This window comes from Pseudomonas sp. R5-89-07, assembly GCF_003851685.1.
In the GTDB taxonomy this organism is placed as follows: domain Bacteria; phylum Pseudomonadota; class Gammaproteobacteria; order Pseudomonadales; family Pseudomonadaceae; genus Aquipseudomonas.
This window is the reverse complement of record NZ_CP027727.1, coordinates 3,666,830-3,689,031: the sequence shown is the minus strand read 5'-3', so window position 1 is coordinate 3,689,031 and position 22,202 is coordinate 3,666,830. Positions and strand designations below refer to the sequence as shown.

The 22,202-nt window shown below is 63.8% G+C and carries 23 protein-coding genes; 14 read left to right on the top strand and 9 right to left on the bottom strand.

The window, feature by feature from the left end:
* Nucleotides 1-41 precede the first annotated feature (41 nt).
* Nucleotides 42-308: a hypothetical protein gene (locus C4J94_RS16835; RefSeq protein WP_124387213.1), complete on the top strand. Its 267-nt coding sequence runs from the start codon at nucleotides 42-44 to the stop codon at nucleotides 306-308.
* Between the two features lie 8 nt (nucleotides 309-316).
* Here C4J94_RS16835 and C4J94_RS16830 read toward each other — a convergent pair whose 3' ends face one another.
* Both C4J94_RS16830 and C4J94_RS16825 read right to left on the bottom strand, forming a co-directional pair.
* Complete coding sequence (locus C4J94_RS16830; protein ID WP_124387212.1) at nucleotides 317-1,351, bottom strand: AraC family transcriptional regulator; 1,035 nt, start codon at nucleotides 1,349-1,351, stop codon at nucleotides 317-319.
* A gap of 4 nt (nucleotides 1,352-1,355) precedes the next feature.
* Nucleotides 1,356-2,486, bottom strand: coding sequence for a carbon-nitrogen hydrolase family protein (locus tag C4J94_RS16825; protein WP_124387211.1), 1,131 nt, complete (start codon nucleotides 2,484-2,486; stop codon nucleotides 1,356-1,358).
* Nucleotides 2,487-2,696: 210 nt separating this feature from the next.
* On the opposite strand from C4J94_RS16825, the gene C4J94_RS16820 reads away from it, so the two are divergent.
* Both C4J94_RS16820 and C4J94_RS16815 read left to right on the top strand, forming a co-directional pair.
* A complete protein-coding gene (locus C4J94_RS16820; RefSeq protein WP_124387210.1) occupies nucleotides 2,697-4,736 on the top strand; it encodes an NADPH-dependent 2,4-dienoyl-CoA reductase in 2,040 nt (679 codons plus the stop codon).
* Nucleotides 4,737-4,788: 52 nt separating this feature from the next.
* The gene (locus C4J94_RS16815) at nucleotides 4,789-5,679 is read left to right on the top strand and encodes a 1-aminocyclopropane-1-carboxylate deaminase/D-cysteine desulfhydrase (RefSeq protein WP_124387209.1); all 891 of its coding nucleotides are present in this window, start codon (nucleotides 4,789-4,791) and stop codon (nucleotides 5,677-5,679) included.
* 1 nt (nucleotide 5,680) lies between these two features.
* On the opposite strand, the gene C4J94_RS16810 is transcribed toward C4J94_RS16815, so the two are convergent.
* From C4J94_RS16810 to C4J94_RS16800, 3 genes are all read right to left on the bottom strand, one after another.
* Nucleotides 5,681-6,235: a cytochrome b gene (locus C4J94_RS16810; protein WP_124387208.1), complete on the bottom strand. Its 555-nt coding sequence runs from the start codon at nucleotides 6,233-6,235 to the stop codon at nucleotides 5,681-5,683.
* A 111-nt stretch (nucleotides 6,236-6,346) separates the two neighbouring features.
* Entirely contained in the window at nucleotides 6,347-7,174 is an 828-nt protein-coding gene (phnX, locus tag C4J94_RS16805; protein ID WP_124387207.1) for a phosphonoacetaldehyde hydrolase, read from the bottom strand.
* Nucleotides 7,175-7,200: 26 nt separating this feature from the next.
* Nucleotides 7,201-8,310, bottom strand: a complete 1,110-nt coding sequence (locus tag C4J94_RS16800) for a 2-aminoethylphosphonate--pyruvate transaminase (protein WP_124387206.1) — start codon at nucleotides 8,308-8,310, stop codon at nucleotides 7,201-7,203.
* A 111-nt stretch (nucleotides 8,311-8,421) separates the two neighbouring features.
* Between C4J94_RS16800 and C4J94_RS16795 the strand changes: the two genes are divergently transcribed.
* Both C4J94_RS16795 and C4J94_RS16790 read left to right on the top strand, forming a co-directional pair.
* A complete protein-coding gene (locus tag C4J94_RS16795; protein ID WP_124387205.1) occupies nucleotides 8,422-9,279 on the top strand; it encodes a LysR substrate-binding domain-containing protein in 858 nt (285 codons plus the stop codon).
* A gap of 98 nt (nucleotides 9,280-9,377) precedes the next feature.
* The gene (locus C4J94_RS16790; RefSeq protein WP_124387204.1) at nucleotides 9,378-10,085 is read left to right on the top strand and encodes a YebC/PmpR family DNA-binding transcriptional regulator; all 708 of its coding nucleotides are present in this window, start codon (nucleotides 9,378-9,380) and stop codon (nucleotides 10,083-10,085) included.
* Nucleotides 10,086-10,191: 106 nt separating this feature from the next.
* On the opposite strand, the gene C4J94_RS16785 is transcribed toward C4J94_RS16790, so the two are convergent.
* Both C4J94_RS16785 and zapE read right to left on the bottom strand, forming a co-directional pair.
* A complete protein-coding gene (locus tag C4J94_RS16785) occupies nucleotides 10,192-11,493 on the bottom strand; it encodes a protein kinase (protein ID WP_124389000.1) in 1,302 nt (433 codons plus the stop codon).
* A 40-nt stretch (nucleotides 11,494-11,533) separates the two neighbouring features.
* Nucleotides 11,534-12,628, bottom strand: a complete 1,095-nt coding sequence (zapE, locus tag C4J94_RS16780) for a cell division protein ZapE (RefSeq protein ID WP_124387203.1) — start codon at nucleotides 12,626-12,628, stop codon at nucleotides 11,534-11,536.
* A 222-nt stretch (nucleotides 12,629-12,850) separates the two neighbouring features.
* Between zapE and C4J94_RS16775 the strand changes: the two genes are divergently transcribed.
* The 7 genes from C4J94_RS16775 (at nucleotide 12,851) to C4J94_RS16745 (ending at nucleotide 19,167) form a co-directional block, all read left to right on the top strand.
* Nucleotides 12,851-13,342 (top strand): spore coat U domain-containing protein, encoded by a 492-nt coding sequence (locus C4J94_RS16775; protein ID WP_124388999.1) that lies wholly within the window; start codon nucleotides 12,851-12,853, stop codon nucleotides 13,340-13,342.
* Entirely contained in the window at nucleotides 13,336-13,881 is a 546-nt protein-coding gene (locus C4J94_RS16770) for a spore coat protein U domain-containing protein (RefSeq protein WP_124387202.1), read from the top strand. The genes C4J94_RS16775 and C4J94_RS16770 overlap by 7 nt, the downstream gene beginning before the upstream one ends.
* 18 nt (nucleotides 13,882-13,899) lie before the next feature.
* Nucleotides 13,900-14,442 carry a spore coat protein U domain-containing protein gene (locus C4J94_RS16765; protein ID WP_124387201.1) on the top strand — a complete coding sequence of 181 codons (543 nt, stop codon included), beginning with the start codon at nucleotides 13,900-13,902 and terminating at the stop codon, nucleotides 14,440-14,442.
* Entirely contained in the window at nucleotides 14,442-14,933 is a 492-nt protein-coding gene (locus C4J94_RS16760) for a spore coat U domain-containing protein (protein ID WP_124387200.1), read from the top strand. Before C4J94_RS16765 ends, C4J94_RS16760 begins: the two co-directional genes overlap by 1 nt.
* Before the next feature lie 26 nt (nucleotides 14,934-14,959).
* Nucleotides 14,960-15,748 carry a molecular chaperone gene (locus tag C4J94_RS16755; RefSeq protein ID WP_124387199.1) on the top strand — a complete coding sequence of 263 codons (789 nt, stop codon included), beginning with the start codon at nucleotides 14,960-14,962 and terminating at the stop codon, nucleotides 15,746-15,748.
* A gap of 72 nt (nucleotides 15,749-15,820) precedes the next feature.
* Nucleotides 15,821-18,169, top strand: a complete 2,349-nt coding sequence (locus C4J94_RS16750) for a fimbria/pilus outer membrane usher protein (protein WP_124388998.1) — start codon at nucleotides 15,821-15,823, stop codon at nucleotides 18,167-18,169.
* Nucleotides 18,166-19,167 carry a spore coat U domain-containing protein gene (locus C4J94_RS16745; protein WP_177413456.1) on the top strand — a complete coding sequence of 334 codons (1,002 nt, stop codon included), beginning with the start codon at nucleotides 18,166-18,168 and terminating at the stop codon, nucleotides 19,165-19,167. The genes C4J94_RS16750 and C4J94_RS16745 overlap by 4 nt, the downstream gene beginning before the upstream one ends.
* Here the strand turns inward: C4J94_RS16745 and C4J94_RS16740 are convergent.
* Together C4J94_RS16740 and C4J94_RS16735 are read right to left on the bottom strand one after the other, a co-directional pair.
* Entirely contained in the window at nucleotides 19,164-19,901 is a 738-nt protein-coding gene (locus C4J94_RS16740; protein ID WP_124387198.1) for an anti-sigma factor, read from the bottom strand. The two genes, C4J94_RS16745 and C4J94_RS16740, sit on opposite strands and share 4 nt — an antisense overlap.
* Entirely contained in the window at nucleotides 19,898-20,404 is a 507-nt protein-coding gene (locus tag C4J94_RS16735) for a sigma-70 family RNA polymerase sigma factor (protein WP_124387197.1), read from the bottom strand. Before C4J94_RS16735 ends, C4J94_RS16740 begins: the two co-directional genes overlap by 4 nt.
* 167 nt (nucleotides 20,405-20,571) lie before the next feature.
* On the opposite strand from C4J94_RS16735, the gene C4J94_RS16730 reads away from it, so the two are divergent.
* Both C4J94_RS16730 and C4J94_RS16725 read left to right on the top strand, forming a co-directional pair.
* A complete protein-coding gene (locus C4J94_RS16730; RefSeq protein WP_124387196.1) occupies nucleotides 20,572-21,654 on the top strand; it encodes a catalase family peroxidase in 1,083 nt (360 codons plus the stop codon).
* Nucleotides 21,651-22,190 (top strand): cytochrome b, encoded by a 540-nt coding sequence (locus tag C4J94_RS16725; protein ID WP_124387195.1) that lies wholly within the window; start codon nucleotides 21,651-21,653, stop codon nucleotides 22,188-22,190. Before C4J94_RS16730 ends, C4J94_RS16725 begins: the two co-directional genes overlap by 4 nt.
* Nucleotides 22,191-22,202 lie beyond the last annotated feature (12 nt).

Genomic DNA, 22,202 nt, shown 5'->3' with positions numbered 1-22,202 from the left:
TTCCGGGCAGCAGATGCGTCTACCCTAACGGAATGCGGCATATGATTGCAATTGCAATGATTGCAGATGCACCTAAAGCGCGCCATTTAAATCAGCATGCCGCTGGCACGTTTAAAGACAGGAATGTAACAGCGCAGACATTTTTTCGTCATGGCGGCACTTTAGGCTGGTCATGCAGGTCATTAATCGTGCGGCCGCGTTTAACTCAACAAGGAGTCCCCATGGACGATTACCAGGAAGAACTGCTGGAGTACCAGGCATTCGAATTCGACCCGCTGGATCCGGTCGACGATGCCACCGAGCTGTAAGCCCGACTTCAGGCGGAATGCCGCTGACTGCGGCGAAATTCCCCTGGGGTCTGGTTGTTCCAGCGCCTGAAGGCGCGTTGGAAGGCTTGGGCCGAGGCAAAACCGAGCAGATAGGCGATTTCGCCAAAGGCCAGTTCCGTGTCGCGGATGTAGGTCATGGCCAGGTCGCGGCGGGTGTCGTTGAGAATCGCGCGAAACTGGGTACCCTCGTCGGCCAGTTTGCGTCGCAGTGTCCAGGTGGGCAGCTTCAAGCGTGCCGCCACTTCCTCCAGGTCGGGTTCCCGACCCCCATTGAGCATGGGGCCGAGCAAACGGGTAATGCGCTCGCGCAGGCTGCGGGTGCGGGTCAGTTGCTCCAGTTCCCGTTCACACAGCTGCAGCAACAGTTGCCAGGTGCTTGGGCAGTGCTGCGGGTTTCGCAGGGCCAGGGTGGGTTGGCTCAGGCGCAGTTGATTGTTCTCGGCGCCGAACTGCACCGGTGCGTCCCCCAGCACGTCATACAGCTCACTGTATTCGGGCGCTTGGAACTCGATTTCAATGCGTTGGGCCTGCACCTGTTGTTGCGCCAGGCTCGACAGTTGATGCAGCCAGCCGGCGATGATCGAGTCCACCACAAAGCGGTTATAGGCATTGTAGGGGCTGATGGAATAGAACCTCAGCCAGGCGCCTTCGGCGTCTTCATGAAAGCTCGATTGTCCGCGGTAGTTGGAGCCATACAAAGGTTCGAAACGCGTCAGCGTGCGCGCAGCTTCACGCACATTCGGCGCCTGGGCTGCGGTGACACCGGCGAGCCCGGCCTGGCTCAGGCGACTGAGCTGGCCCATGCGCAGGCCCAGGCCCGGATCGCCGGTCAGTTGGATGGCCGCATGGCCCAGGCGCATATAGCGCGGGATCGACAAACGCGCCCCCGCTTCGGCCAGGCGTGCAGGGTCCAGGCCGTATTGCAGCAACAGGGGTTGCGGGTCCAGGCCGTGGCTATGGACGGCATCGGCCAAGGTATGCACGAAGCCTACCGACAAATCCCCCAGGCGCACCGGCTTCACGCGCTTACAGCCAGATATTCAGCAGGCGCGCGCCACGGGCATCGCCGTCGGCGAACAATTGCCCGTTGTGGCTGAGAAAGCTTTGTCCGGCGCTGCCCAGGTCCCAGAACTGCCCGCGCAGGAACACGCTCATGCCCGCCGTGGCCTGGCTGATGGGCGGCTGGCTGATCAGGGTCAGGCGGCGCCAGGCTTCGCCCTCGCTGGTTTCTTCGGGCTTGAGGCTGACTTCAGACGGGGTCGACACACTCTTGAAGCCGCGCCACGGACGCTCCCAGGTATCGCGCCCGGTCACGTAGGCCGGTACTGCAATCAGCTGGGCCGACTGTTCGTTGAGCTTGCGGTAGTTGTCCGGGTACCAGCTGTCGCTGCCGATCAGGATGCCCAGGCGCCCGGCCGGGGTGTCAACCACGCTGACGATGTTTTCATCGCCGGGTTCGATAAAGCCGCGTTCGTCGTAGATCGGGTACAACTGACGCTGCGGCTGGCCCAAGGGCAGACCATCGGCGGCAAACACCAGGCTGACGTTGTACAGCGCGCCATGGCCGACCTGCAGTTGCCCCTGGCTCACACTGGGGTTGGGCAGGGCGATGGAGCCGGCCACCAGGGTCACGCCGAATTCCTTGGCCAGCCCGCCGAACAGCACCTGATAATCGCGCGCCATGCCCGGCGCTTTCATGCGCAAATACGCATCGTCCATGCGGTTGTCGCCGGTGGCGCTGATCCAGGCCCGCAGGAACGGCACCGGGTTGCTGATCGACAGCCAGTTCATCGCATCCTTGAGGTGGGTGGCCTGGTACAGCTCGTCTTTCTCACCCGCCAGCATCAACCAAGTGCCGATGTGCTCCGGCAGCACCACGATGGTCTTGTCGTTGATCAAGCCCATCTCACGGGCCTTCTGCAGATAGGCCGAGAGCTTCAGGTGCAGGCGTTCCAGGCTCTGGTAATCGGCGGGAAACAGCTCCGGCTGGATCCCCAGCAGGTTGCCACGGTCGGCCGGTTGGCCTTCATTGACGGCGAGGGTAATGCGCAGGTCCGACAGGTAATGCGCCACGGGGCGCTCCTGGGTCCAGACCAGATACGCGGCGAGGGCGGCAACCAGGGCCATGGTGACGGTGAACACGAGTAATTTGCGCATGGGGCAACAGACAGCAGACCGGAGACAGGGTTCGCGACAGGGTAGGGCCCATGGACCGGCTTGCCAAGGGGTGCTGTGCATTTGGATCAATAAGTTGTCAGTTTCGGTCATTGAGCGGTAGGTGATCGCCTCTTAGTCTGTGGGACATAAACCGATGGGGTGCCATTCGAGCGCTCCACGTCCCGTGATGATCCGTTGTGGAGCTGTACCATGACCGCTGCTGCCTACCCGCACTTGCTGGCCCCGTTGGACCTGGGTTTTACCACCCTGCGCAACCGCACCCTGATGGGCTCCATGCACACCGGTCTGGAAGAAAAGCCCGGCGGATTCGAGCGCATGGCGGCTTACTTCGCCGAGCGTGCCCGTGGCGGCGTGGGCCTGATGGTGACCGGCGGCATCGGCCCGAACGATGAGGGCGGCGTGTATGCCGGCGCGGCCAAGCTGACCACCGACGAAGAAGCGCAAAAGCACCGGATCGTCACCCAGGCCGTGCACGAGGCCGGAGGCAAGATCTGCATGCAGATCCTGCACGCCGGGCGTTATGCCTACAGCCCCAAGCAGGTGGCGCCGAGTGCCATCCAGGCGCCAATCAACCCGTTCAAGCCCAGGGAGCTGGACGAGGAAGGCATCGAGAAGCAGATCCAGGATTTCGTCACCTGTTCGCTGCTGGCCCAGGTCGCCGAGTACGACGGCGTCGAAATCATGGGCTCTGAAGGCTATTTCATTAACCAGTTCCTCGCCGCCCACACCAACCACCGCACCGACCGTTGGGGTGGCAGCTTTGAAAACCGCATGCGTCTGGCCGTGGAAATCGTGCGCCGGGTGCGTGAAGCGGTAGGCCCGAATTTCATCATTATTTTCCGCCTGTCGATGCTCGACCTGGTCGAAGGCGGCAGCGTGTGGGAAGAAGTCGTACAGCTGGCCAAGGCCATCGAGCAGGCCGGCGCGACCCTGATCAACACCGGTATCGGCTGGCACGAAGCGCGTATTCCGACCATCGCCACCAAGGTGCCGCGTGGTGCGTTCAGCAAGGTCACCGCCAAGTTGCGCGGCGCGGTGCAGATTCCGCTGATCACCACCAACCGCATCAATACGGCGGAAGTGGCCGAGCAGATCCTCGCCGAAGGCGATGCCGACATGGTCTCCATGGCGCGGCCGTTCCTCGCCGACCCGGAGTTCGTCAACAAGGCTGCGGCTGGGCGTGCCGACGAGATCAACACCTGCATCGGCTGCAACCAGGCATGCCTGGACCACACCTTTGGCGGCAAGCTGACCACCTGCCTGGTCAACCCGCGGGCGTGCTATGAAACCGAGCTCAATTACCTGCCGGTCAAGCAGATCAAGAAAATCGCGGTGGTTGGCGCCGGGCCTGCGGGCCTGGCGGCGGCCACGGTGGCTGCCGAGCGCGGCCACCAGGTGACGCTGTTCGATTCCGCCAGCGAGATCGGCGGCCAGTTCAACATCGCCAAGCGCGTGCCGGGCAAGGAAGAGTTTTTCGAAACCCTGCGCTACTTCAAGCGCAAACTGCAGACCACCCATGTCGAACTGTGCCTCAACACCCGTGTCGATGTGGCGCAACTGGTAGCGGGCGGGTATGACGAGGTGATCCTGGCCACCGGTATCGCGCCGCGCACCCCGGCGATCCCGGGCGTGGAGCACGCCAAGGTGCTCAGTTACCTCGACGTGATCCTCGAACGTAAGCCGGTCGGCAAGCGCGTGGCGGTGATTGGCGCGGGCGGTATCGGGTTCGACGTGTCGGAATTCCTCGTGCATCAGGGCGTGTCCACCAGCCTGGACCGTGAAGCGTTCTGGAAAGAGTGGGGCATCGACACCCAGCTCGAGGCCCGTGGCGGCGTCGCCGGGATCAAGCCCGAGCGGCATGCGCCGGCGCGTGAGGTGTTCCTGCTGCAACGCAAGGCGTCCAAGGTCGGCGACGGCCTGGGCAAGACCACCGGCTGGATCCACCGTACTGGCTTGAAGAACAAGCAGGTGCAGATGCTGAACAGCGTCGAATACCTGAAGATCGATGATGACGGCCTGCACATCCGCATCGGCGCCGAGGGGGAGCCTCAGGTGCTGGCGGTGGACAACATCGTCATCTGCGCCGGCCAGGACCCGCTGCGCGAACTGCACGACGGCCTGGTCGCCGCTGGGCAGAACGTGCACCTGATTGGTGGTGCCGATGTGGCGGCCGAGCTGGACGCCAAGCGCGCCATCAATCAGGGCTCGCGCCTCGCCGCCGAGCTGTGAAGACAAGGAGCGGTGGTAGACTGCCGCTCCTTTTTCATGCAGATATGCCCTTATGGGTCCCTTCGATTGGCTGCCCAACGCCCCGCTTGAACCCGTGCAGCTGGACTGGCTGCACGGGGTCGAGTTGGCTGTGCTGCGCCTGGACCGCATCGACCCGCTGATCAGCGGCAATAAGTGGTTCAAGCTCAGCGGCCACCTGGCCCAGGCGCAACAGGCCGGTGCCAGCGGCATCATCAGCCTTGGCGGTGCCTACTCCAACCATCTGCATGCGCTGGCGGCGGCGGGCAAGCGCTTTGGTTTTGCCACCGTCGGCCTGTTGCGTGGCCATCCCCAGGACACGCCCACCGTACTCGACCTGAAAGCCTTCGGCATGCACCTGCACTGGCTGGGGTATGGCGGTTATCGCGAGCGGCATGCGCCGGGGTTCTGGCTGCCCTGGCGCGAGCAGTATCCGCAGTTGTATCCCGTGCCTGAAGGCGGTGGTGGATTGACGGGGGCCATTGGTTGCGGCGTATTGCTGGAACAGGCGCGGGCGCAGTTGGTTAACCTGGGCTGGGCCGATTACGACGCCTGGTGGCTGGCAGCTGGCACCGGAACCACCCTGGCCGGGCTGGCGCTGGCCGAGGCGGGGGCGCATGCGGTGTACGGCGCAATGGCGGTGCCGGACGATCACGGCGTGGCGCAGAACGTCAACGCCATCGTGCAACACGGCTACCACTTGCTTGACGCCAGCCGTGGCGGTTTTGCCAAGGTCGACCCGCTATTGTTGGAGTTCATGACCAGCACGCAACAGGCCTGCGGTATTCCGCTGGAGCCGCTCTACACCGCCAAGGCGCTGCTGGCGTTGAAGCAGCAGATCGAGGCCGGACGCTTCGCGGTTGGCACCCGGCTGATCTTCATCCACACCGGCGGCTTGCAGGGCCGCCGAGGTTTTAACGCCTAGCTCAATGCCCGCTCTTGCCTGGCATCATGCGCAACGCGGTGTTGTCGCGCAGTACGTAGTGATGAAAGATCCCGGCCAGCGCATGCAGCCCGATCAGCCAATAGCCGGCTTTGCCAAACCACACATGCCAGCCCTCGATCTGCTTGGCCAATGCCTTGTTCTCGCCAATCAACGGCGGCAATTCCATGCCGTAGAACATCACCGAATGTCCCTCGGCGCTGACGATCAGCCAACCGGCAATCGGCATGCCGATCATCAGCGCGTACAGCGCCCCATGCGTCAGCGTTGCGAGCAGGCTCTGCCATTGCGGCGGCGCCGGCAGTATTTTCGGCGCAACGCCCAGGCTGCGGGCAAACAGGCGCAACCACACCAGTACGAACACGGTCAGGCCTAGCATGAAGTGCATTTCCACAATCAGCGTGCGTGCGCCGCTGCCTTTGGGGAACTGCCCGCGCAGTTCAATGCAGGCGTAAACCACCGCCAGCAGCACCACCATCAGCCAGTGCAACGCAATCGACATGGTGCTGTAGCGCGTATCGGAATTTTTCCACGGCATTGCTGGGTTCCTCACTTGTCAGGGCATGCCTCCGTTCTTTGACGGAGTAGGTTAACTGTATGCCTGTTTCAAGCGCTTCGCCTGTTGCGATTGCGGTTGCCTTGATCTCGGTCAGTGGCTTTGCGGCATTTCTCCGCGAGCCAGGCGCGCGTTGATGTCGGCGATCACCTGCGGCAGATCGCTAATGGTGTCCACCCGGTAGTGCGGGCGTGAACCTTCGAACATTGCTTCGATACGCTGGCGCTCGCTGGCCAGGGTGGCGCTGTCCAGCGCACGAAATTGCGCGTAGGTCAGGCCCAGGGCGTTGCCGGAGCAGGTCAGCGCCACGGTCCACATGCCGGCGCGTCGGCCTTCGAGGATGCCCGGCACGGTGTCGTCGACCTTCACGCACGCCGCCACATCGTCAATGCCCAGCGCGATCACATTGGCCAGGGCCTGGGCCGGCCATGGGCGGCCGTTGGGGACTTCGTCGGTGGCGACCACGTGATCGGCGATGTAGCCGTTGCTGGCGGCCAGGGCGACCACCTTGTCCATCACTTGCTTGGGATAGCCGGAGCAGGACCCAATCTTGATACCTTGCGCGCGCAGCCCGGCCAGCGTCTCGAGGGCGCCGGGGATCAGGGCTGAGTGCTCGGCGATTTTCTCGATCTGCAGCGGCATGAAACGCTGGTAGATCGCCGTTACGTCGTCGTCCGTGGGGGTACGGCCGAACGCCTTGCGGTAGCGTTCGGCAACCGCTGGCTGGTCGCACAGCGTGCGGATGTGATCCCACTTGCCCATGCCCATCGGGCCGCGGGCTTCTTCGATGGAAACCTGTACGTCGAACTCGGCGAAGGCCTCGACAAAAATCTGCGTGGGCGCAAACGAGCCGAAGTCGACCACGGTGCCGGCCCAATCGAGAATGACGGCCTGCAGAGCGGTGGGGTTTTGATAGTTCATGGTGCAAATCCTGTCGGTAGGGGAGATCAGATGTCGAGCACGCGCATGTCTTGCAGCACCTCGGCGATGGCCTGGACCGCGGCCTGCATGCCTGCGGCATCGACCTGGCCGATACAGCCCACGCGGAAGGTTTCAACCTGGGTCAACTTGCCCGGATACAGAATGAAACCCTTGGCCTTGACCCCTTCGTAGAACGCCTTGAATTGGTAGCGCGGGTCCTTAGGGGCGTGGAAGGTGACGATGATCGGTGCCTGGATCGCCGCCGGCAGAAAGCTGCGCAGGCGCAGTTCGGCCATGCCCTCCAGCAGTGCCTGGCAGTTTTGGGCGTAGCGTTGATAGCGCGCGGGCAGGCCGCCTTCTTCGTGGTATTGCAACAGCGCTTCGTGCAGGGCGGCGACCACATGGGTGGGCGGGGTGAAGCGCCATTGACCGGTCTGGGCCATGTAGCGGTGCTGGTCGAACAGGTCCATCGCCAGGGAGTGAGCATTGCCTCGGCTGGCGGCCAGCGCGGTTTTGTCGGCGAACACAAAGCCCATGCCCGGCACGCCTTCCAGGCATTTGCCGGAGGCGGCGATCAATGCGTCGAAGGGCACTTCGCGCGCATCGATCGGCAATGCGCCGAACGAGCTCATGGCATCGATGATCAGGCGCTTGCCGTGGCGCTTGACCACCTCGGCGATCTGCGCCAGCGGGTTGAGGATGCCGGTGCTGGTTTCGCAGTGGATCACCGCGACATGGGTGATGGACGCGTCGGCGTGCAGTAGGCGGTCCACATCGGCGGCGGCGGTGGGTTCGTCCTCCAGGGTTTCAAAGGTGCTGAACGCGCGGCCAAGCACGTCGCAGATCTTTGCCAGGCGCTTGCCGTAGGCGCCGTTGACCAGCACCAGTACCTTGCCGTCGCGCGGCACCAGGGTGCCGATGGCGGCTTCGACGGCGAAGGTGCCGCTGCCTTGCAACGGCACGCAATGGTGGCGGTCGGCGCCATGGATGATCGCCAGCAGCTGCTCGCAAACACTGGCGGTGAGTTGGTTGAAACGCTCATCCCACGAACCCCAGTCCACCATCATCGCCTGACGGGTGCGGTGTGAAGTGGTCAGGGGGCCGGGGGTAAGCAGCAGTGGCGCGGCAGGGTTCATCTCGGGTCCTCGCAAAACAACGGGTCGACTCTACGGCGCCTAAATTGCAGTTTGGCTTGTTATCAATCAAATTGTTTGTTGTTATGCGAGCTATCAGTGAGGCCGATAGTTATGAACCTGTTCCAACTGCGCGCATTCGATGCCGTGGCCCGCGAGGGCAGTTTTACCCGTGCCGCCGCTCGGCTGTTCATCAGCCAACCGGCGGTGACCGGGCATATCAAGGCCCTGGAAGAGCACTACCAGATCCCCTTGCTGCGCCGCACTGCGCGGCGGGTGGAGTTGACCGAAGAGGGCGCCCGCCTGGCGGCGATCACTCGCGCGATTTTCGGCCTGGTGGACGAGGCGCAAGCCATGCTCGAGGCCAACCGCCAGCTGCTCACCGGGCGCCTGGAAGTGGCGGCGGACGGCCCGCACCTGGTGATGCCGATGATTGCCCGCCTGCGCGCGCGCTATCCCGGCATCACGGTGAACCTGCGCTTGGGCAACGCACAAGAAACCCTCGCGGCGTTGTTGTCGGAACATGCCGACGTGGCGGTGCTGACCGAAGTGGAACCGCGCAACGGCCTGCACCTGCAGCCTTTGGGCGAGTCCCGCATTTGTGCGCTGGTACCGGCGGCGCATGCGTGGGCGGCGCAGGCCAAGGGCATTGAACTGGCGCAGTTGAACGAGGTGATCATGGTGCTGCGCGAGCCCAGCTCCATCACCCGGCGCACCTTTGACGAGGCGTGCCTGGCCGCCCAGGTCCGGCCCAGGGTGCTGCTGGAGCTGGACAGCCGCGAAGCGGTGACCGAGGCCGTGGCTGCCGAGTTGGGCGTCGGGGTGGTGTCGTCGATGGAGGTCAGCCAGGACCCGCGCGTGCGGGCGGTGCCGATCCTCGGCGATGGCCTGCTGAATCGCCATAGCCTCGGCTGCCTGGAGCGGCGCCGGGCGTTGCGCTTGATCCAGGCGTTTTTCGAGTTGGCGCCTTGAGGGTTTTTGGTGGAACGATGCGTTCTTGCGCTATAAACTCTGCCCCCAAAGCGCCGGCCAGTAGACGTTTCGGCGCGATGGACAGCAGAGAGTGAGTCATGGGCGCACAGTGGAAAGTCAAACATAAAGAAGCGGCAGCCAATGCCAAGGGCAAGATTTTCGGCAAGCTGGTGAAAGAAATCACCATTGCCGCCCGCAACGGTGCGGACACCTCGACCAACGCCCACTTGCGTCTGGTGGTGGAGCAGGCCAAAAAAGCCTCGATGCCCAAGGAAACCCTGGACCGCGCGATCAAGAAGGGCGCCGGTCTGCTCGGTGAAACCGTGCAGTACCACCGCGTGACCTACGAAGGTTTTGCCCCGCACCAGGTTCCGCTGATCGTCGAATGCGTCACCGACAACATCAACCGCACCGTGGCCGAAATCCGCGTAGCGTTCCGCAAGGGCCAATTGGGGGCTTCGGGCTCGGTAGCCTGGGACTTCAACCACGTCGGCCTGATCGAAGCGTCGCCGGACACCCCGGACGCTGACCCGGAAATGGCCGCCATCGAAGCCGGCGCCCAGGATTTCGAAGAGGGCGAGGAAGCAGGCACCAGCCTGTTCATCACCGAAACCACCGACCTGGACGCTGTGCAAAAAGCCTTGCCGGAGCAGGGTTTCACCGTGCTGTCGGCCAAGCTGGGCTACATCTCGAAGAATCCGGTGACGGGCTTGAGCGAGGAGCAGATGGCCGAAGTCGAAGCCTTCCTGGAAGGCCTGGACAACCATGATGACGTGCAGGATATGTTCGTCGGGCTGGCTGGCTAAACGCGGTAAAAAATGTGGGAGGGGGCTTGCCCCCGATAGCGGTGGGTCAGACACAAATAGTGTGGCTGATACGCCGTCATCGGGGGCAAGCCCCCTCCCACATTGATTAGTGGTGTTGGATAGAGTGCAGCAGGGCTTCGATTTCTTCGAAGCTCGGGCGTGCCAGCACGTCGGGCCGGCAGCAACTTTGCTGCAGGGCTTGCAGTTCGCCTGCCACCGTCGTCTCAACCCGCTCCAGCAACTCCCCCAACAACACGCCAAATGCGCGCACTTCAATGCGCTGCAACGCCCTGGTTTCCAGGGTGTCTGCGGTGGCATGAAACGACGCCGCGCCAAAATCCCCCAATAAGCACTCGCCCGCGCTATTCCACAGAATATTATGGCCGTACAGGTCGCCATGGGTGATGCCGTGCCGGTGCAGGTGCGCCGCCACCGAGGCGATGCCGCGGGCTATGCGCAATGCCACGTCGAGGCTAAAGCGCGTGGCAGGCTCGTACACATCCCGGGTGCAGGACGCCAGGCTCGGCAGCGCCGCGAGGTTGCGGTAGCTCGGGTCGATCAGGTCCATCACCAGCGCGGCCTGGTCATCGGGATGGCCGACGACGCGCCCCTGCACCGTGATCAGGTTGGGGTGCAGCCCAGCGGCAATGCACGCTTGCATTTCGTGCAGCGGCGAACCGTCGCTGGTGATCGTGCCTTTATACAGTTTTACCGCCACCGGCAGCGCATGGGGCGTCCACACCGCCTTGCGAATAATCCCCGAGGCGCCTTCGCCGAGCACTTCGCCCAGTTCCAGTTCGGCCCAGGCAATATTCGCTGTCACGTCATCGCCCGCCACGTCCACGGTCATTTCCACCGGATTGCCGGCATAGGCCAGCCACGTCAGGCTCGGCATCGTCAGCAGCCAGTGGGGCAGGTGGGTTAGGCGGTTGGACGCGATGCGGATCAACTCAAGGTTTTCACACTGGGCCAGGCTGGGCGGCAAGTGCGTGAGTTGGTTGCCGGCCAGCATCAGTTTTTGCAGCAGGGGGCGCTGGCCGAGTGCGTCGGGCAGTTCGCCGATGCAGTTGTCGGTGAGGATCAGCCAGCGCAACTGGGGTGGCAGGGCGGCGGCAGGCACGTGGCGGATCTGGTTGGCCTTGAAGCCGATCATGCTCAGCGTGGCGCACTGGCCCAGGCAGTCCGGCAGTTCGGTGAACGCGTTGTCCGAGCAGAACAGCACACGCAAGTGTTTCAGGCGGTGCAGGTCGTGCGGCAGGCTGCTCAAGGCGTTGCCCGTCAGATTGAGGATTTCCAGCGAGTCGGCCAGTTCGAAGATCTCCCGAGGAAATTCGGTCAATCCGCAGGCCAGGTCCAGGCGTGTGGCACCGGCCAATTGGCCGGCCTTGAGTTGGGCGAGGGTATTGATCAACGGCGCGGTCACTCGGCAAAGGGGCGTGAAAAGGCGCTCATGATACCGGGTCGGGCGCAGGTTGCGCGCTGTACCCTTGCAATTGCCCCAGGCGGCTGGCGGTACGGGCGAGGTCGATGGCCTTGCCACTCAAGGCCTGCTCCAGCGGTTGCTCGCCGATCAGGACCAGGTGTTTGTCGCGGTCGTAGAGCACGTCGATCAGGTTGATAAAGCGTTGCTGCACGGCAATCGGGCAGTCGGCCAGGTGGGGCAGGCCGTCGATGACCCAGTGGTCGAAGTCCTGGCACAGCAGCAGGTAATCCATCACGGCGGTGAGCTGCTCGCACAGGTCGTTGAAGGTGAAGGCGATGCTGCGCGCCTCACGGCGCCGGCACTGCAACTGCCGGTTGCCGACGGCCAGCGGCAACGCCGGGCAATCTGCGGCGGGCAGCCCAAGCGTCGCACGTTGCGCCGCGCTGCCTGGCCAGACGTACTGGCCGCTGCTGAAGCGCTGCTCGGTATGGGCTTGGGGCCGGCGGCGAAAATCCTCGGGGGCGCTGACTTCCAAGACCTCCATGCGCGCAGCGATGAGGTCGATCACCGGCTTGAAGCGCTGATGGTACAACGGGTTGGGCAGCAGGCCCTCGGGCGCGTAGTTGGACGTCACCAGCACCAGCACGCCGCGCTGGAACAAGGCCTTGAACAAGCGGCTGATGAGCATGGCATCGCCGATATCGTGCACGTGAAATTCGTCGAAACACAGCACGCGGCAGTCCGCCAGCAGTTGGTCCAGGGCCACGGCCAGCGCATCGTCCTGCTGGCGGTGCTGGAACATGCCCCGGTGCAGTGCGGCGAAAAAGTCGTGAAAGTGCACGCGCTGCTTGGCGGCGATCGGCAGCGCCTGGAAAAAACCGTCGAGCAGCCAGCTTTTGCCGCGCCCCACCGGGCCGTGCAGGTACACGCCACGCGTGGGCTCGCCGCTGAGCAGGTGCTCGGTCTCGCGGGTCAGGGCGGCAATCGCGCGGGTTTGTCCGGCACTCAGGATGTAGCCCTGTTGCGCGGCCTTGTGCTGGAAAAATGCCGGGATAGCCGAGGTGTCCGCACGCGGGGGTTGAGTGCCCAGCAGGCGCCGGATAAGGGAAAGCACGGTCAAAGCGCGTCACTCTTGTTTCGGTGGTTGCTCACTTTAGGATGCTCGCCACGATTTGACCAATAGCCAGGATGCACCCAGCCATCTCAAAAGGGCATGGCGCGTGGGTTTTCCTGGCCAGACTGGCAGATTTCACCCCAGTGACTACCCTTGTACTCAGGAGTCACCCCTGTACAAGGATTTGGGGCTGTGAAGGAACGAACAGTACTGGCGATCATCGGCGCGATGCTCTGCAACACGGCTTTCGCCGCGCAGCTCCAGGTGGAGGTGCGTATCGTCGTGCAGCGCGGTTGCCAGTTGGTAGGCACCACACGCGCTGCGGGCATCGAGCAGCTTGGCGTTCTGGACTTTGGCCGTGTTCCGCGTCTGGATGACCCGGCCGGCCCGTTGAGCGCGGCGCTGATCAGCCAGCGTCAGCCTCGCCTGGAATGCAATCCCGACACACCCTACCAAGTGCGCGTTGACGGCGGCCTGCATGGCGGTGTCGGCGAGGTGCGTTATCTCACCAACGGAACGCCTGCGAGCAAACCCATTCCCTATCGCATCTATGCCGATGCCGCGCGGTTGATTCCGTTACCGGTGAACGTGCCCGTCAGCGGCCGCGTGCCGGACACCGGCTCCGTCGACCTGCCGCTGTATGGCCGTATCGAACCGCTCAAAGACATCCCGGCAGTCGGGCGTTATTCCGACCTGCTCAAGGTCACGGTCACATGGTAAGCCGCTCTCTGGCCGCGACGGCCCTGGGCAGTTTGCTGTGCCTGGCGCAATGCGCGCAGGCCGGCGTGGTCAATGGGCAGATCCACGCGCGGCTGGTGATCACCGCCAGTTGCGAAGTCAGCAAGGGCACGCAAACCGCACCGGTTACACCCGAGGGCGGTACCGCGCGCCTGGATTTCGGCCAGCAAGGGCCGACCTGGAACGACACGTTGGGTGCGGCCATTTCCGACACCGACAAGGCACCGCTGTCAGTGTCCTGCAACCCCTCGGTGGTCAGCAGCTTCACCGTGACCATCGACGGTGGCACCAACGGCGACGGCACCACGCGGCGCCTGAGCAATGGCCGCCACACCATACCGTATCGGCTGTCGGCCGATCCTTTGGGCCGCAGCACCTACAGCATCGGCCAGCAACGCAATTTCGCCGTGACCCATGGCACCCAGGTACCGATCCCGGTATTCGGTTCCGTGGTGGCGAATACCAGGGCCCTACCGGCCGGCATCTATACAGACACCCTGACGGTGACTCTGGATTGGTAAACCATGAGGATGGATATCATGCATGTACTCGTATCTCGATTAGGCGTTTGTGCCCTGGGCCTGGCGATGGCCTCCAGCCTCAACGCCGCGACCACCGTGACCGGGCAGATCAGCTCCAGCCTGACATTGATCGCAAGCTGCCAGGTCAACGGTTCCGGTGCCGCCACCGGGTTGAACTTCGGTAGCCTCAACTTCGGTACGACCAACAGCCTGTTTACCAGCGCCAATGCGCAGTTGCTGGGCGGTACCGGTACGGGCGGGGCGTTGTCGATCCTGTGTTCGGCGGGCACCACGCCCGCGGTCAAAGTGCGCGCCGGTGCCCATGATGGTGCTTCTCCAGGGGGGACCCGAGCATTGGCCGATGGCGCGGGTAATTTCGTGCCCTATGACTTCTACACCGACAGCGGTTTCTCTTCGCTGCTGGCGATCGACGGCGTCATTACCCTCGCCGCGAGCACCGGTGTGGCGCAAACCGTGGGCCTGTATGGGCGTGCGGTGGGCAAGGCGGGGCTGCCGGCCGGCGTCTATACCGACACCGTCGCCGTGGAACTGACCTTCTAATGAGGCGGCGCGCACTGTTGCTGGCGTGTGGGCTGGCGTTGCCGCTGCCGTTGTCGGCCGTGACCAGCCAGAGCTTCCAGGTCAGCGCGACCATCACGCCGGGGTGCCTGATCGTGGGCGGCGGGAGCAACTACGGCACGCTGGCCTACGGCAGTTATTCGGCCCTGGCCACCAGCACCGTGACCGCTGCGCTGACCGGCGGTGTGACGCTGCAATGCACGCCGGGTGTGGCGCTGAGCATGAGTGTCGACGGCGGGCTGCACAGCAGCACCGGGCGCAATCTGCAGCTTAACAGCGGCAGCGCGCGGGTGGCTTACCAATTGTTTCGCGATGCGGCGTTCAGCCAGAGCCTGGGGATCAGTCAGAGCGTCAGCGTCAGCTACAGCGATGCGAACGACATCAGCCTGCCGATTTACGGGCGGGTGGTATTACCAGGCAATCAGCCTGGGGGGATATACAGCGACACGCTGCAGGTGCAGCTGTCGTGGTAGGGCTACGGTATTGAAGGAGTGGTGTTATGCGTTCACCTTCCCGGCGGTTGTGGGCCGCGGGTGTTGTCTTGAGTGCCTTGGGCACGACCGGGCTCGCGCAAGCGGCCAGCTCGGTGCTGATCTGGCCCATTGACCCGGTGCTGGAGGCCGACCAACAGGCCAGTGCGCTGTGGCTGGAGAACCGTGGCAGCGAGACGGCCAACCTGCAGGTCCGCGTGTTTGCCTGGAGCCAGAACGGCTTCGACGAGCAATACCAGAACCAGCGCGATGTGATCGGCAGCCCGCCGGTGGCGAAGATCGAGCCGGGGCAAAAGCAACTGGTGCGCCTGACACGCACCCGTGAAGTGCCGCCCGGACAGGAATTGGCCTATCGCATCATCATCGATGAAATCCCCTCGGCGTTGCAGGTGCCCGCGCCACCGGAGGGCAAGAACACCGCAGCGGCGATTCGTTTCCAGATGCGCTACTCGGTGCCGTTGTTTGCCTATGGCGCTGGCCTGTGGAGCAAGGACGACGCCACGCGCCAGCGCGACCCCAAGGGTGCGGGTAAACCGCAACTGAGCTGGCAGAAAGTCAATGTGGCCGGGCGCAGCTATATCGAGGTGCATAACCAGGGCGCCGTGCACGCGCGCTTGACGGATGCCTCGTTCAAACAAGGCGGGCAGACCCGGCCGCTGGTGGAAGGGCTGCTCGGTTATGTGCTGCCTGGCGCGACCATGCGCTGGCCGGTGCCGGAGGCCGTGTCGGCTGACCAGCCGCTGCAGGTCAGGGTCAACGGTGCAGCGCAGTTGGAGAGCCTGGCGCCAAAACGCTAAGCGGGATCTCGCGGGACGGGCGCATGCCCGGGTTTTGACAGGATGGAGATGTCCATTGAAGGACGCAACGCCATGATGAGTCGTGGTTGGGCTCGTGGTATATGGCCATCGGTGGCAGTGGCAAGTGGGCTGTGGGGCGCTGCGGTAGCGGGCGACCTGCCGCCGCCACCGAGCAGCATGGAGGCGGTCGCCGATGCGCAGCTGTTCTTGCAACTGGTGGTCAACCAGATGGACACCGGCCGTGTCATCGCGGTCGAGCAACGCGCCGGGCAGCTCTATGTGCCGGCCAGCGCCTTGCAAGACGTGGGCATGAAACTGCCGGGTGATCCCGACGGCAGCGTGGCCCTGGACAAGGTGCCTGGCCTGCACAGCGATTACGACAGCAATGGCCAGCGCCTGCTGCTGGATGTGCCGCCGGGGTGGTTGCAGGAGCAATTCATCGGCAACCGCAACACCTACCCGCGCACCCAAGCCATGAGCAGCTTCGGCGCTTTGCTCAACTATGACGTGTACTTCAACGACACCGACGAAGGCGGCAGCTACCTCGCGGCCTGGAATGAGGTGCGTCTGTTCGATAACTGGGGCACCTTGTCCAACACCGGGCAGTTGCGCCAGACCCTGACCAGTGGGCTCAGCAACAGCACGCTCAACAACGGTTACCGGCGTTACGACACTACCTGGCGCTTCTCCGATGATGAACGGCTGCTCACCTACGAAGCCGGGGATGTGATCAGCGGCGCCTTGCCCTGGAGCAGCTCGGTGCGCCTGGGCGGGGTACAGCTGTCGCGGGACTTTGCCGTGCGCCCGGACCTGGTGACGTACCCCTTGCCGCAATTTGCCGGTGAGGCGGCGGTGCCCTCGTCGGTCGACCTGTTTATCAACGGCTACAAATCCGAAAGCGCGCAGCTGCAACCCGGGCCTTACACCCTGACCAACATCCCGTTCATCAATGGCGCCGGCGAGGCCGTGGTGGTCACCACCGACGCCCTCGGCCGCCAGGTGTCGACCACCGTACCGTTCTATGTCACCAGCACCTTGCTGCAACAGGGCCTGACGGATTTCTCCGTGGCGGCCGGGACCTTGCGTCGTGATTACACCGTGCGCGATTTCGGCTATGGGCCGGGAGTGGCCAGCGGCACGTTCCGCTATGGGTACTCCGACAACCTGACCCTGGAAAGCCATGCCGAAGCGTCCAGCGACCTGACCCTCGGCGGGCTGGGCGGCAACCTGCGCCTGGGCAATTTCGGCGTGCTCAATACCGCCGTCAGCCAGAGCCAGTTCGACAGCCGCAGCGGCCAGCAGCTGAGCCTTGGCTATCAGTACAACAGCACGCGCTACAGCCTGATGTACCAACGCGTCGAACGACGCGACGCGTATGCCGACCTGACCCTGGTCGACACGCCGTACGCCAGCCTCAGCAAGCGCAGTGAGCAAGTCACCCTGAGCCTCAACCTCGAGCGGTTCGGCAGCCTCGGCCTGGGCTATTTTGATGTGCAGGCGGCGGATGATTCGCGCACGCGCCTGCTCAACCTGAGCTGGAGCAAACCGCTGTGGCGCAATTCCAGTGTGTACCTGTCGGCCAACCGCGAAATCGGTGACAGCAACTGGGCGATGCAGGCGCAACTGGTGGTGCCCTTCGATCTCAACGGCAGCCTGGCCTTGAGTACCGAGCGCAGCAAGGCCGGCGCCAGTCGCCAACGCATCAACTACAGCCGCGCGGTGCCCAGCGAAGGCGGGGTGGGCTACAACCTCGGCTACGCCCAGGGTGACGGCCCCACCTATCGGCAGGCCGACCTGACCTGGCGCTTGCAGTCGGTGCAGCTGCAGGCCGGTGTGTATGGCAGCAGCGACGCCGAGACGCGCTGGGCCGATGCCAGTGGCTCGCTGGTGTGGATGGGCGGCAACACCTTCGCCGCCAACCGTATCAACGATGCCTTTGTGGTGGTGAGTACCCAGGGGTTCGCCGGGGTTCCGGTGCGCTATGAAAACCAGCTGGTTGGCGAGACCGACAGCAAGGGCCACTTGCTGGTGCCGTGGAGCAGCGCCTACTACCGCGCCAAATATGAAATCGACCCGCTCAACCTGCCGCCGAATGTGCAGAGCCCGAACGTGGAGCAGCGAGTATCGGTGCGCCGTGGCAGTGGCTACCTGCTGGAGTTTCCATTGCGCCGGGTGCTCGCCGCGAGCATCACCCTGGTCGACAGCCAGCACCAGGAGTTGCCGCTGGGCAGCCTGGTGGTGCACGAGCAGAGCAACACCCAGGCGGTGGTCGGGTGGGATGGCCTGGTCTACCTGGAAAACCTCAGCGCCCACAACACGCTGCAAGTCACCCTGGGCGAGGGTCGCAGCTGCCAGGCGACGTTCAGCATCGATGAACAACAACAGGACGTGCCGCTGATCGGGCCGTTGGTCTGTCAATGAGGGATTGCACAGGGAGAGTGCGGGTGAGGGGCAACGGATGGCTGTATGGGTTAGGGCTGCTGTGGTCGGGCCAGGTATTGGCCGTGTGCTCGGTGGTGTCCGCGGTGCCGGCCGGTTTCGGCTCGATCAGTTCGATGACCGTGCGCACCGCCGCGCAGACCAGTTCCACCACCAACGCCGGGCTAAGCTGCACGCCGGCGCTGATCTCGCTGCTGGTGTCGACCGACCATTTCTATGCCACGATCACCTCGACCCAGGCCGGCATGCTCGGCCCAACCGGGGATGTGATCGGCTACACAATTTATGGCAATAACAGCACCAGCTACCCGATCACCCGAGGCGCGCAGTTCGATTTTGGCGGCGCGGGGGGTATTGCCCAGAGCATCGGCCTGATCGCCGGGCCCGGTGCGAAAACCGTGCCGCTGTACCTGAGCAGCATCATCGGCAGCAACGTCGCCGCAGGCGTGTATACCGAGACGCTGAGTATTGCCTGGAGCTGGAACTATTGCTCCGGGATTGGCATTGGTGGCATCTGTGCGGGGCGTGACATTGGCAGCGGCACCGCATCGCTGACCGTGAGCATGAACGTGACCAATGACTGCCAGATCACCGCCCCCAATATCAGCTTCGGCAGCGCGCCGGTGGTCAGCGGGTTCACCGCCGTGACCGGGCAGACCCTCAATATCGCCTGCACCAAGGGCAGCGCCTACACCGTGGGCTTGAGCGACGGCCAGAACCCGGTCAGCGTCGGTGGGCGACGACGGATGATTTCCGGCGCCAACTACCTGGCCTATGACATTTTCAAAAGTGCCGGCACCACGCGCTGGGGCAGCGTTGGCGCGGCGCGGCGAGCCAGTTCCACGGCGGAGGTCAACCCCGGCAATGGCTTGGGCACAGGCAGCCAGGTGTACAACTACAACGCCCGGATCTACACCGACCAGCCCACGCCGCCGGCCGGCACCTACCTGGACAACGTGGTGCTGGACGTTGGCTTTTAGAATTTCGTTTGTGGCGCAGTCACTTGATCCACCGGGCTGACCATCGCGTAGTTGTACCCACCGCCCGACCAGTAGTCGGCCTGCAAGCCGTCGGCGCTGCGGCTGCCACGCGGCAGGAAGCCGTTGTTCGGGCCAGGCGGACGGATGTAGAAGCTGATGCGCCGGCCTTGCGTGTCTTCGTATAGCACCATGGCCGCCGCGCCTTGATCGGTGGTGAGCAGGCGCCCACTGACCGGCTTGAACCCCGCCTGGCTCAAATCGGGCAAGCGGTGGGCCTGGTTGAAATAGCGGTCGAGCCAGGCCTGCATCGTGTTGCGGTCCTGGGCGTTGTAGTCGGCGGGCATGATGCCGTCCTGGGCAAACAAGCGATACGCCTGCATGGCATCGGCCATCGGCAACAGCGGCGGCTGGGTGGCTTCGCGGGCGTGCCAGCCGCCCAGCCCGCCGAGGCTGACGGCAATCAGCAGCAGCGCGGCGGTGGCGAAGTGGCGGCGGGACTGGTGCCTGATGCGCTGGCGAATCAGCGCCGGGTCCAGTGCCGGGTTGCTCGGCTGTTGCAGGGCACCGCTCAGCGAGGCGCGCAGCAACTGCGCATCCTGTTGCCAGGCGTGCACCTGGGCGGCCACGTCGGGGTGGCTGGCCAGCCAGGTTTCAAGCATTCGGCGGTCACTGTCGAGCAACTGGTGATCGACGTAGGCGTGCAGGTCGCGTTCGCTGGGGGGCAGGCTGATCATTTGAGTATCCGCAGGGAAGGGCTGGCAATTTCGCCATCGCTGAGTTGACGCAGGGCCTGGCGGGCGCGGGACAGCCGCGACATCACCGTACCAATGGGCACCTCGAGTATTTCGGCGACTTCCTTGTAGCTCAAGCCTTCGACCGACACCCACAGCAGCAGCGCACGCTGCTCGGTATTGAGCCGGTCAAAGGCTTGCAGGGTGGATTGGGCCATCACCGTGCGTTCCACCGAGGGCTGCGCATCGTCGCGGCCGGTGAAGAATTCGAGCATGCGTGCGTAGCGTCGGCTGCGCCGATGGGCATCGAGGAACTGCCGGTAGAGGATCGAAAACAGCCATGCGCGCAGATCGCCTTCGATGCGTTTGTCGGCCCACGCGATGATCGCCCGTTCCAGGGTTGACTGCACCAGGTCGTCGGCGCTGCTGGTGTTACGGGTCAGGGACACGGCAAAGCGCCGCAGCCTGGGGATGAGTTCACGTAACTGTTCGTCGAGTTCATGCATGGGTGTCTGGCTGGTCGCTACGCTGGGACTAGGGAGACGTCCGACGCTAAAGGTTATTCCATCGGCTGAAAAATAAAACGCGGCCGGGGAATAGAGCTTATCGGCGTGCGTCTCAATGCTCCGACCTTGTGTTTCATCCCCTTAGGCCTCTGGCCTGGAGTTCATTCATGGTAGATCACTCATCACCGCCTCGTCCTCCATTGAGCACTGCGAGCCTGATCGCACGGCTCGCGGGTATCGGCGCCGTGGTTGCCGTTGTTGCCGGGGCATTTGCCTACGTCAACGGCACCCTCGACCCACAACGCCTGCGCCCAAAAACCTTGGTCAATGCCCTGGAGACCAATAACGGCGTGCACCCCGGTTTTCGACGTAACCATGCCAAGGGTGTGTGCGTGGCCGGGTACTTCGAGAGCAGCCCCGAGGTGCGCCCTTACTCCAGCGCCCAGCTGTTCAACGCGGCGAAGACCCCGGTAATCGGACGGTTTGCCCTGCCCAGCGGCAACCCTTACGCACCGGACAGCAGCGTGCCGATCCGCAGTTTCGCCCTGCAGTTCAGCCAGGCCAACGGCCAGCAGTGGCGCACCGGGATGAACAGCATGCCGGTGTTCCCGGTGGGCACGCCCGAGGCGTTCTACCAGTTGCTCAAGGCCGGCGCACCGGACCCCGCCACCGGCAAGCCGAACCCGGCGAGCATGCCGGCGTTTTTTGCCGCACACCCGGAGACGGCACCGTTTTTGGCATGGGTTAAAACCGCCAAGCCATCGGCCAGTTACGCGACTGAAACCTACAATGGCATTAACGCGTTTTACCTGGTGAGCGCCGACGGCAAGCGTCAGGCCGTGCGCTGGGCCGTGCTGCCGCAGAGCCAGGACGCCGCAGGCGATACCGCGCCAGAGGGCGGCGACTTCCTGGAAAAAGACCTGGTGCAGCGTCTGGCTGCGGGGCCGCTGCGTTGGCAACTGAACATGACGCTGGCCAACCCTGGCGATCCGCTGGATGACGCCAGCAAGACCTGGAGCGGTGAGCACAAGGTGCTCAACGCCGGCACCCTGGTGTTGCAGAGCAGCCAGCCACAAGCCGATGGCGATTGCCGCGATATCAACTTTGACCCGCTGATTCTGCCCAGCGGTATCGAGGCCTCCAATGACCCGCTGCTGGCTGCGCGCTCAGCCGCCTATGCCAGTTCTTACCTGCGCCGTGCCGGTGAAGTCAGCCCGTTGCACAGCACTTCCCAGGAGTCGAAGCCATGAAGGTTCAACCAACGTTTTTCGCCCCGTTGGCGCGTGTGCTGCACTGGTTGATGGCGTTGATGGTCATCGCCATGCTGTTTATTGGCGCGGGTCTGGCGGCGTCGGTGTCTGAGCGTCACGAGTGGTTGATTCACCTGCACAAGCCACTGGGGATCGCCATCCTGGCGCTGGTCATTGTGCGTCTGGTAGTGCGTTTTTCCACGCGCCAACCGCCGCTGCCAGCGGACTTGCCGCTGTGGCAAGTGCTGGCGGCCAAGGCTTCTCACGTGGTGTTGTACGGGTTGATGCTGGTGTTGCCGCTGCTGGGGTGGGCAATGATTTCGGCGGCCGGTGACCCGGTCATGCTCGGCAGCTCCGTGCAACTGCCGGCATTGGTGTCGGCGAATGCGCCGTTATTTGCGCTATTGCGCAAGGCCCACGGTTATCTTGCCTACCTGTTGTTCCTGACGGTACTGGTGCATCTGGCGGCCGCACTGTTCCACGGCTTGATCCGCCGCGACGGCGTGCTGCAAAGCATGACGGGCACCAAACACTGATCAGGCTTTTGA

Excerpts from the sequence above, each read along its gene's own strand:
- C4J94_RS16835 (WP_124387213.1), top strand. The coding sequence starts at position 42 with ATGATTGCAATTGCAATGATTGCAGATGCACCTAAAGCGCGCCATTTA.
- C4J94_RS16825 (WP_124387211.1), bottom strand. The coding sequence starts at position 2,486 with ATGCGCAAATTACTCGTGTTCACCGTCACCATGGCCCTGGTTGCCGCC.
- C4J94_RS16820 (WP_124387210.1), top strand. The coding sequence starts at position 2,697 with ATGACCGCTGCTGCCTACCCGCACTTGCTGGCCCCGTTGGACCTGGGT.
- C4J94_RS16815 (WP_124387209.1), top strand. The coding sequence starts at position 4,789 with ATGGGTCCCTTCGATTGGCTGCCCAACGCCCCGCTTGAACCCGTGCAG.
- C4J94_RS16810 (WP_124387208.1), bottom strand. The coding sequence starts at position 6,235 with ATGCCGTGGAAAAATTCCGATACGCGCTACAGCACCATGTCGATTGCG.
- phnX (WP_124387207.1), bottom strand. The coding sequence starts at position 7,174 with ATGAACTATCAAAACCCCACCGCTCTGCAGGCCGTCATTCTCGATTGG.
- C4J94_RS16800 (WP_124387206.1), bottom strand. The coding sequence starts at position 8,310 with ATGAACCCTGCCGCGCCACTGCTGCTTACCCCCGGCCCCCTGACCACT.
- C4J94_RS16795 (WP_124387205.1), top strand. The coding sequence starts at position 8,422 with ATGAACCTGTTCCAACTGCGCGCATTCGATGCCGTGGCCCGCGAGGGC.
- C4J94_RS16790 (WP_124387204.1), top strand. The coding sequence starts at position 9,378 with ATGGGCGCACAGTGGAAAGTCAAACATAAAGAAGCGGCAGCCAATGCC.
- C4J94_RS16775 (WP_124388999.1), top strand. The coding sequence starts at position 12,851 with ATGCTCTGCAACACGGCTTTCGCCGCGCAGCTCCAGGTGGAGGTGCGT.
- C4J94_RS16770 (WP_124387202.1), top strand. The coding sequence starts at position 13,336 with ATGGTAAGCCGCTCTCTGGCCGCGACGGCCCTGGGCAGTTTGCTGTGC.
- C4J94_RS16765 (WP_124387201.1), top strand. The coding sequence starts at position 13,900 with ATGCATGTACTCGTATCTCGATTAGGCGTTTGTGCCCTGGGCCTGGCG.
- C4J94_RS16760 (WP_124387200.1), top strand. The coding sequence starts at position 14,442 with ATGAGGCGGCGCGCACTGTTGCTGGCGTGTGGGCTGGCGTTGCCGCTG.
- C4J94_RS16755 (WP_124387199.1), top strand. The coding sequence starts at position 14,960 with ATGCGTTCACCTTCCCGGCGGTTGTGGGCCGCGGGTGTTGTCTTGAGT.
- C4J94_RS16750 (WP_124388998.1), top strand. The coding sequence starts at position 15,821 with ATGATGAGTCGTGGTTGGGCTCGTGGTATATGGCCATCGGTGGCAGTG.
- C4J94_RS16745 (WP_177413456.1), top strand. The coding sequence starts at position 18,166 with ATGAGGGATTGCACAGGGAGAGTGCGGGTGAGGGGCAACGGATGGCTG.
- C4J94_RS16740 (WP_124387198.1), bottom strand. The coding sequence starts at position 19,901 with ATGATCAGCCTGCCCCCCAGCGAACGCGACCTGCACGCCTACGTCGAT.
- C4J94_RS16735 (WP_124387197.1), bottom strand. The coding sequence starts at position 20,404 with ATGCATGAACTCGACGAACAGTTACGTGAACTCATCCCCAGGCTGCGG.
- C4J94_RS16730 (WP_124387196.1), top strand. The coding sequence starts at position 20,572 with ATGGTAGATCACTCATCACCGCCTCGTCCTCCATTGAGCACTGCGAGC.
- C4J94_RS16725 (WP_124387195.1), top strand. The coding sequence starts at position 21,651 with ATGAAGGTTCAACCAACGTTTTTCGCCCCGTTGGCGCGTGTGCTGCAC.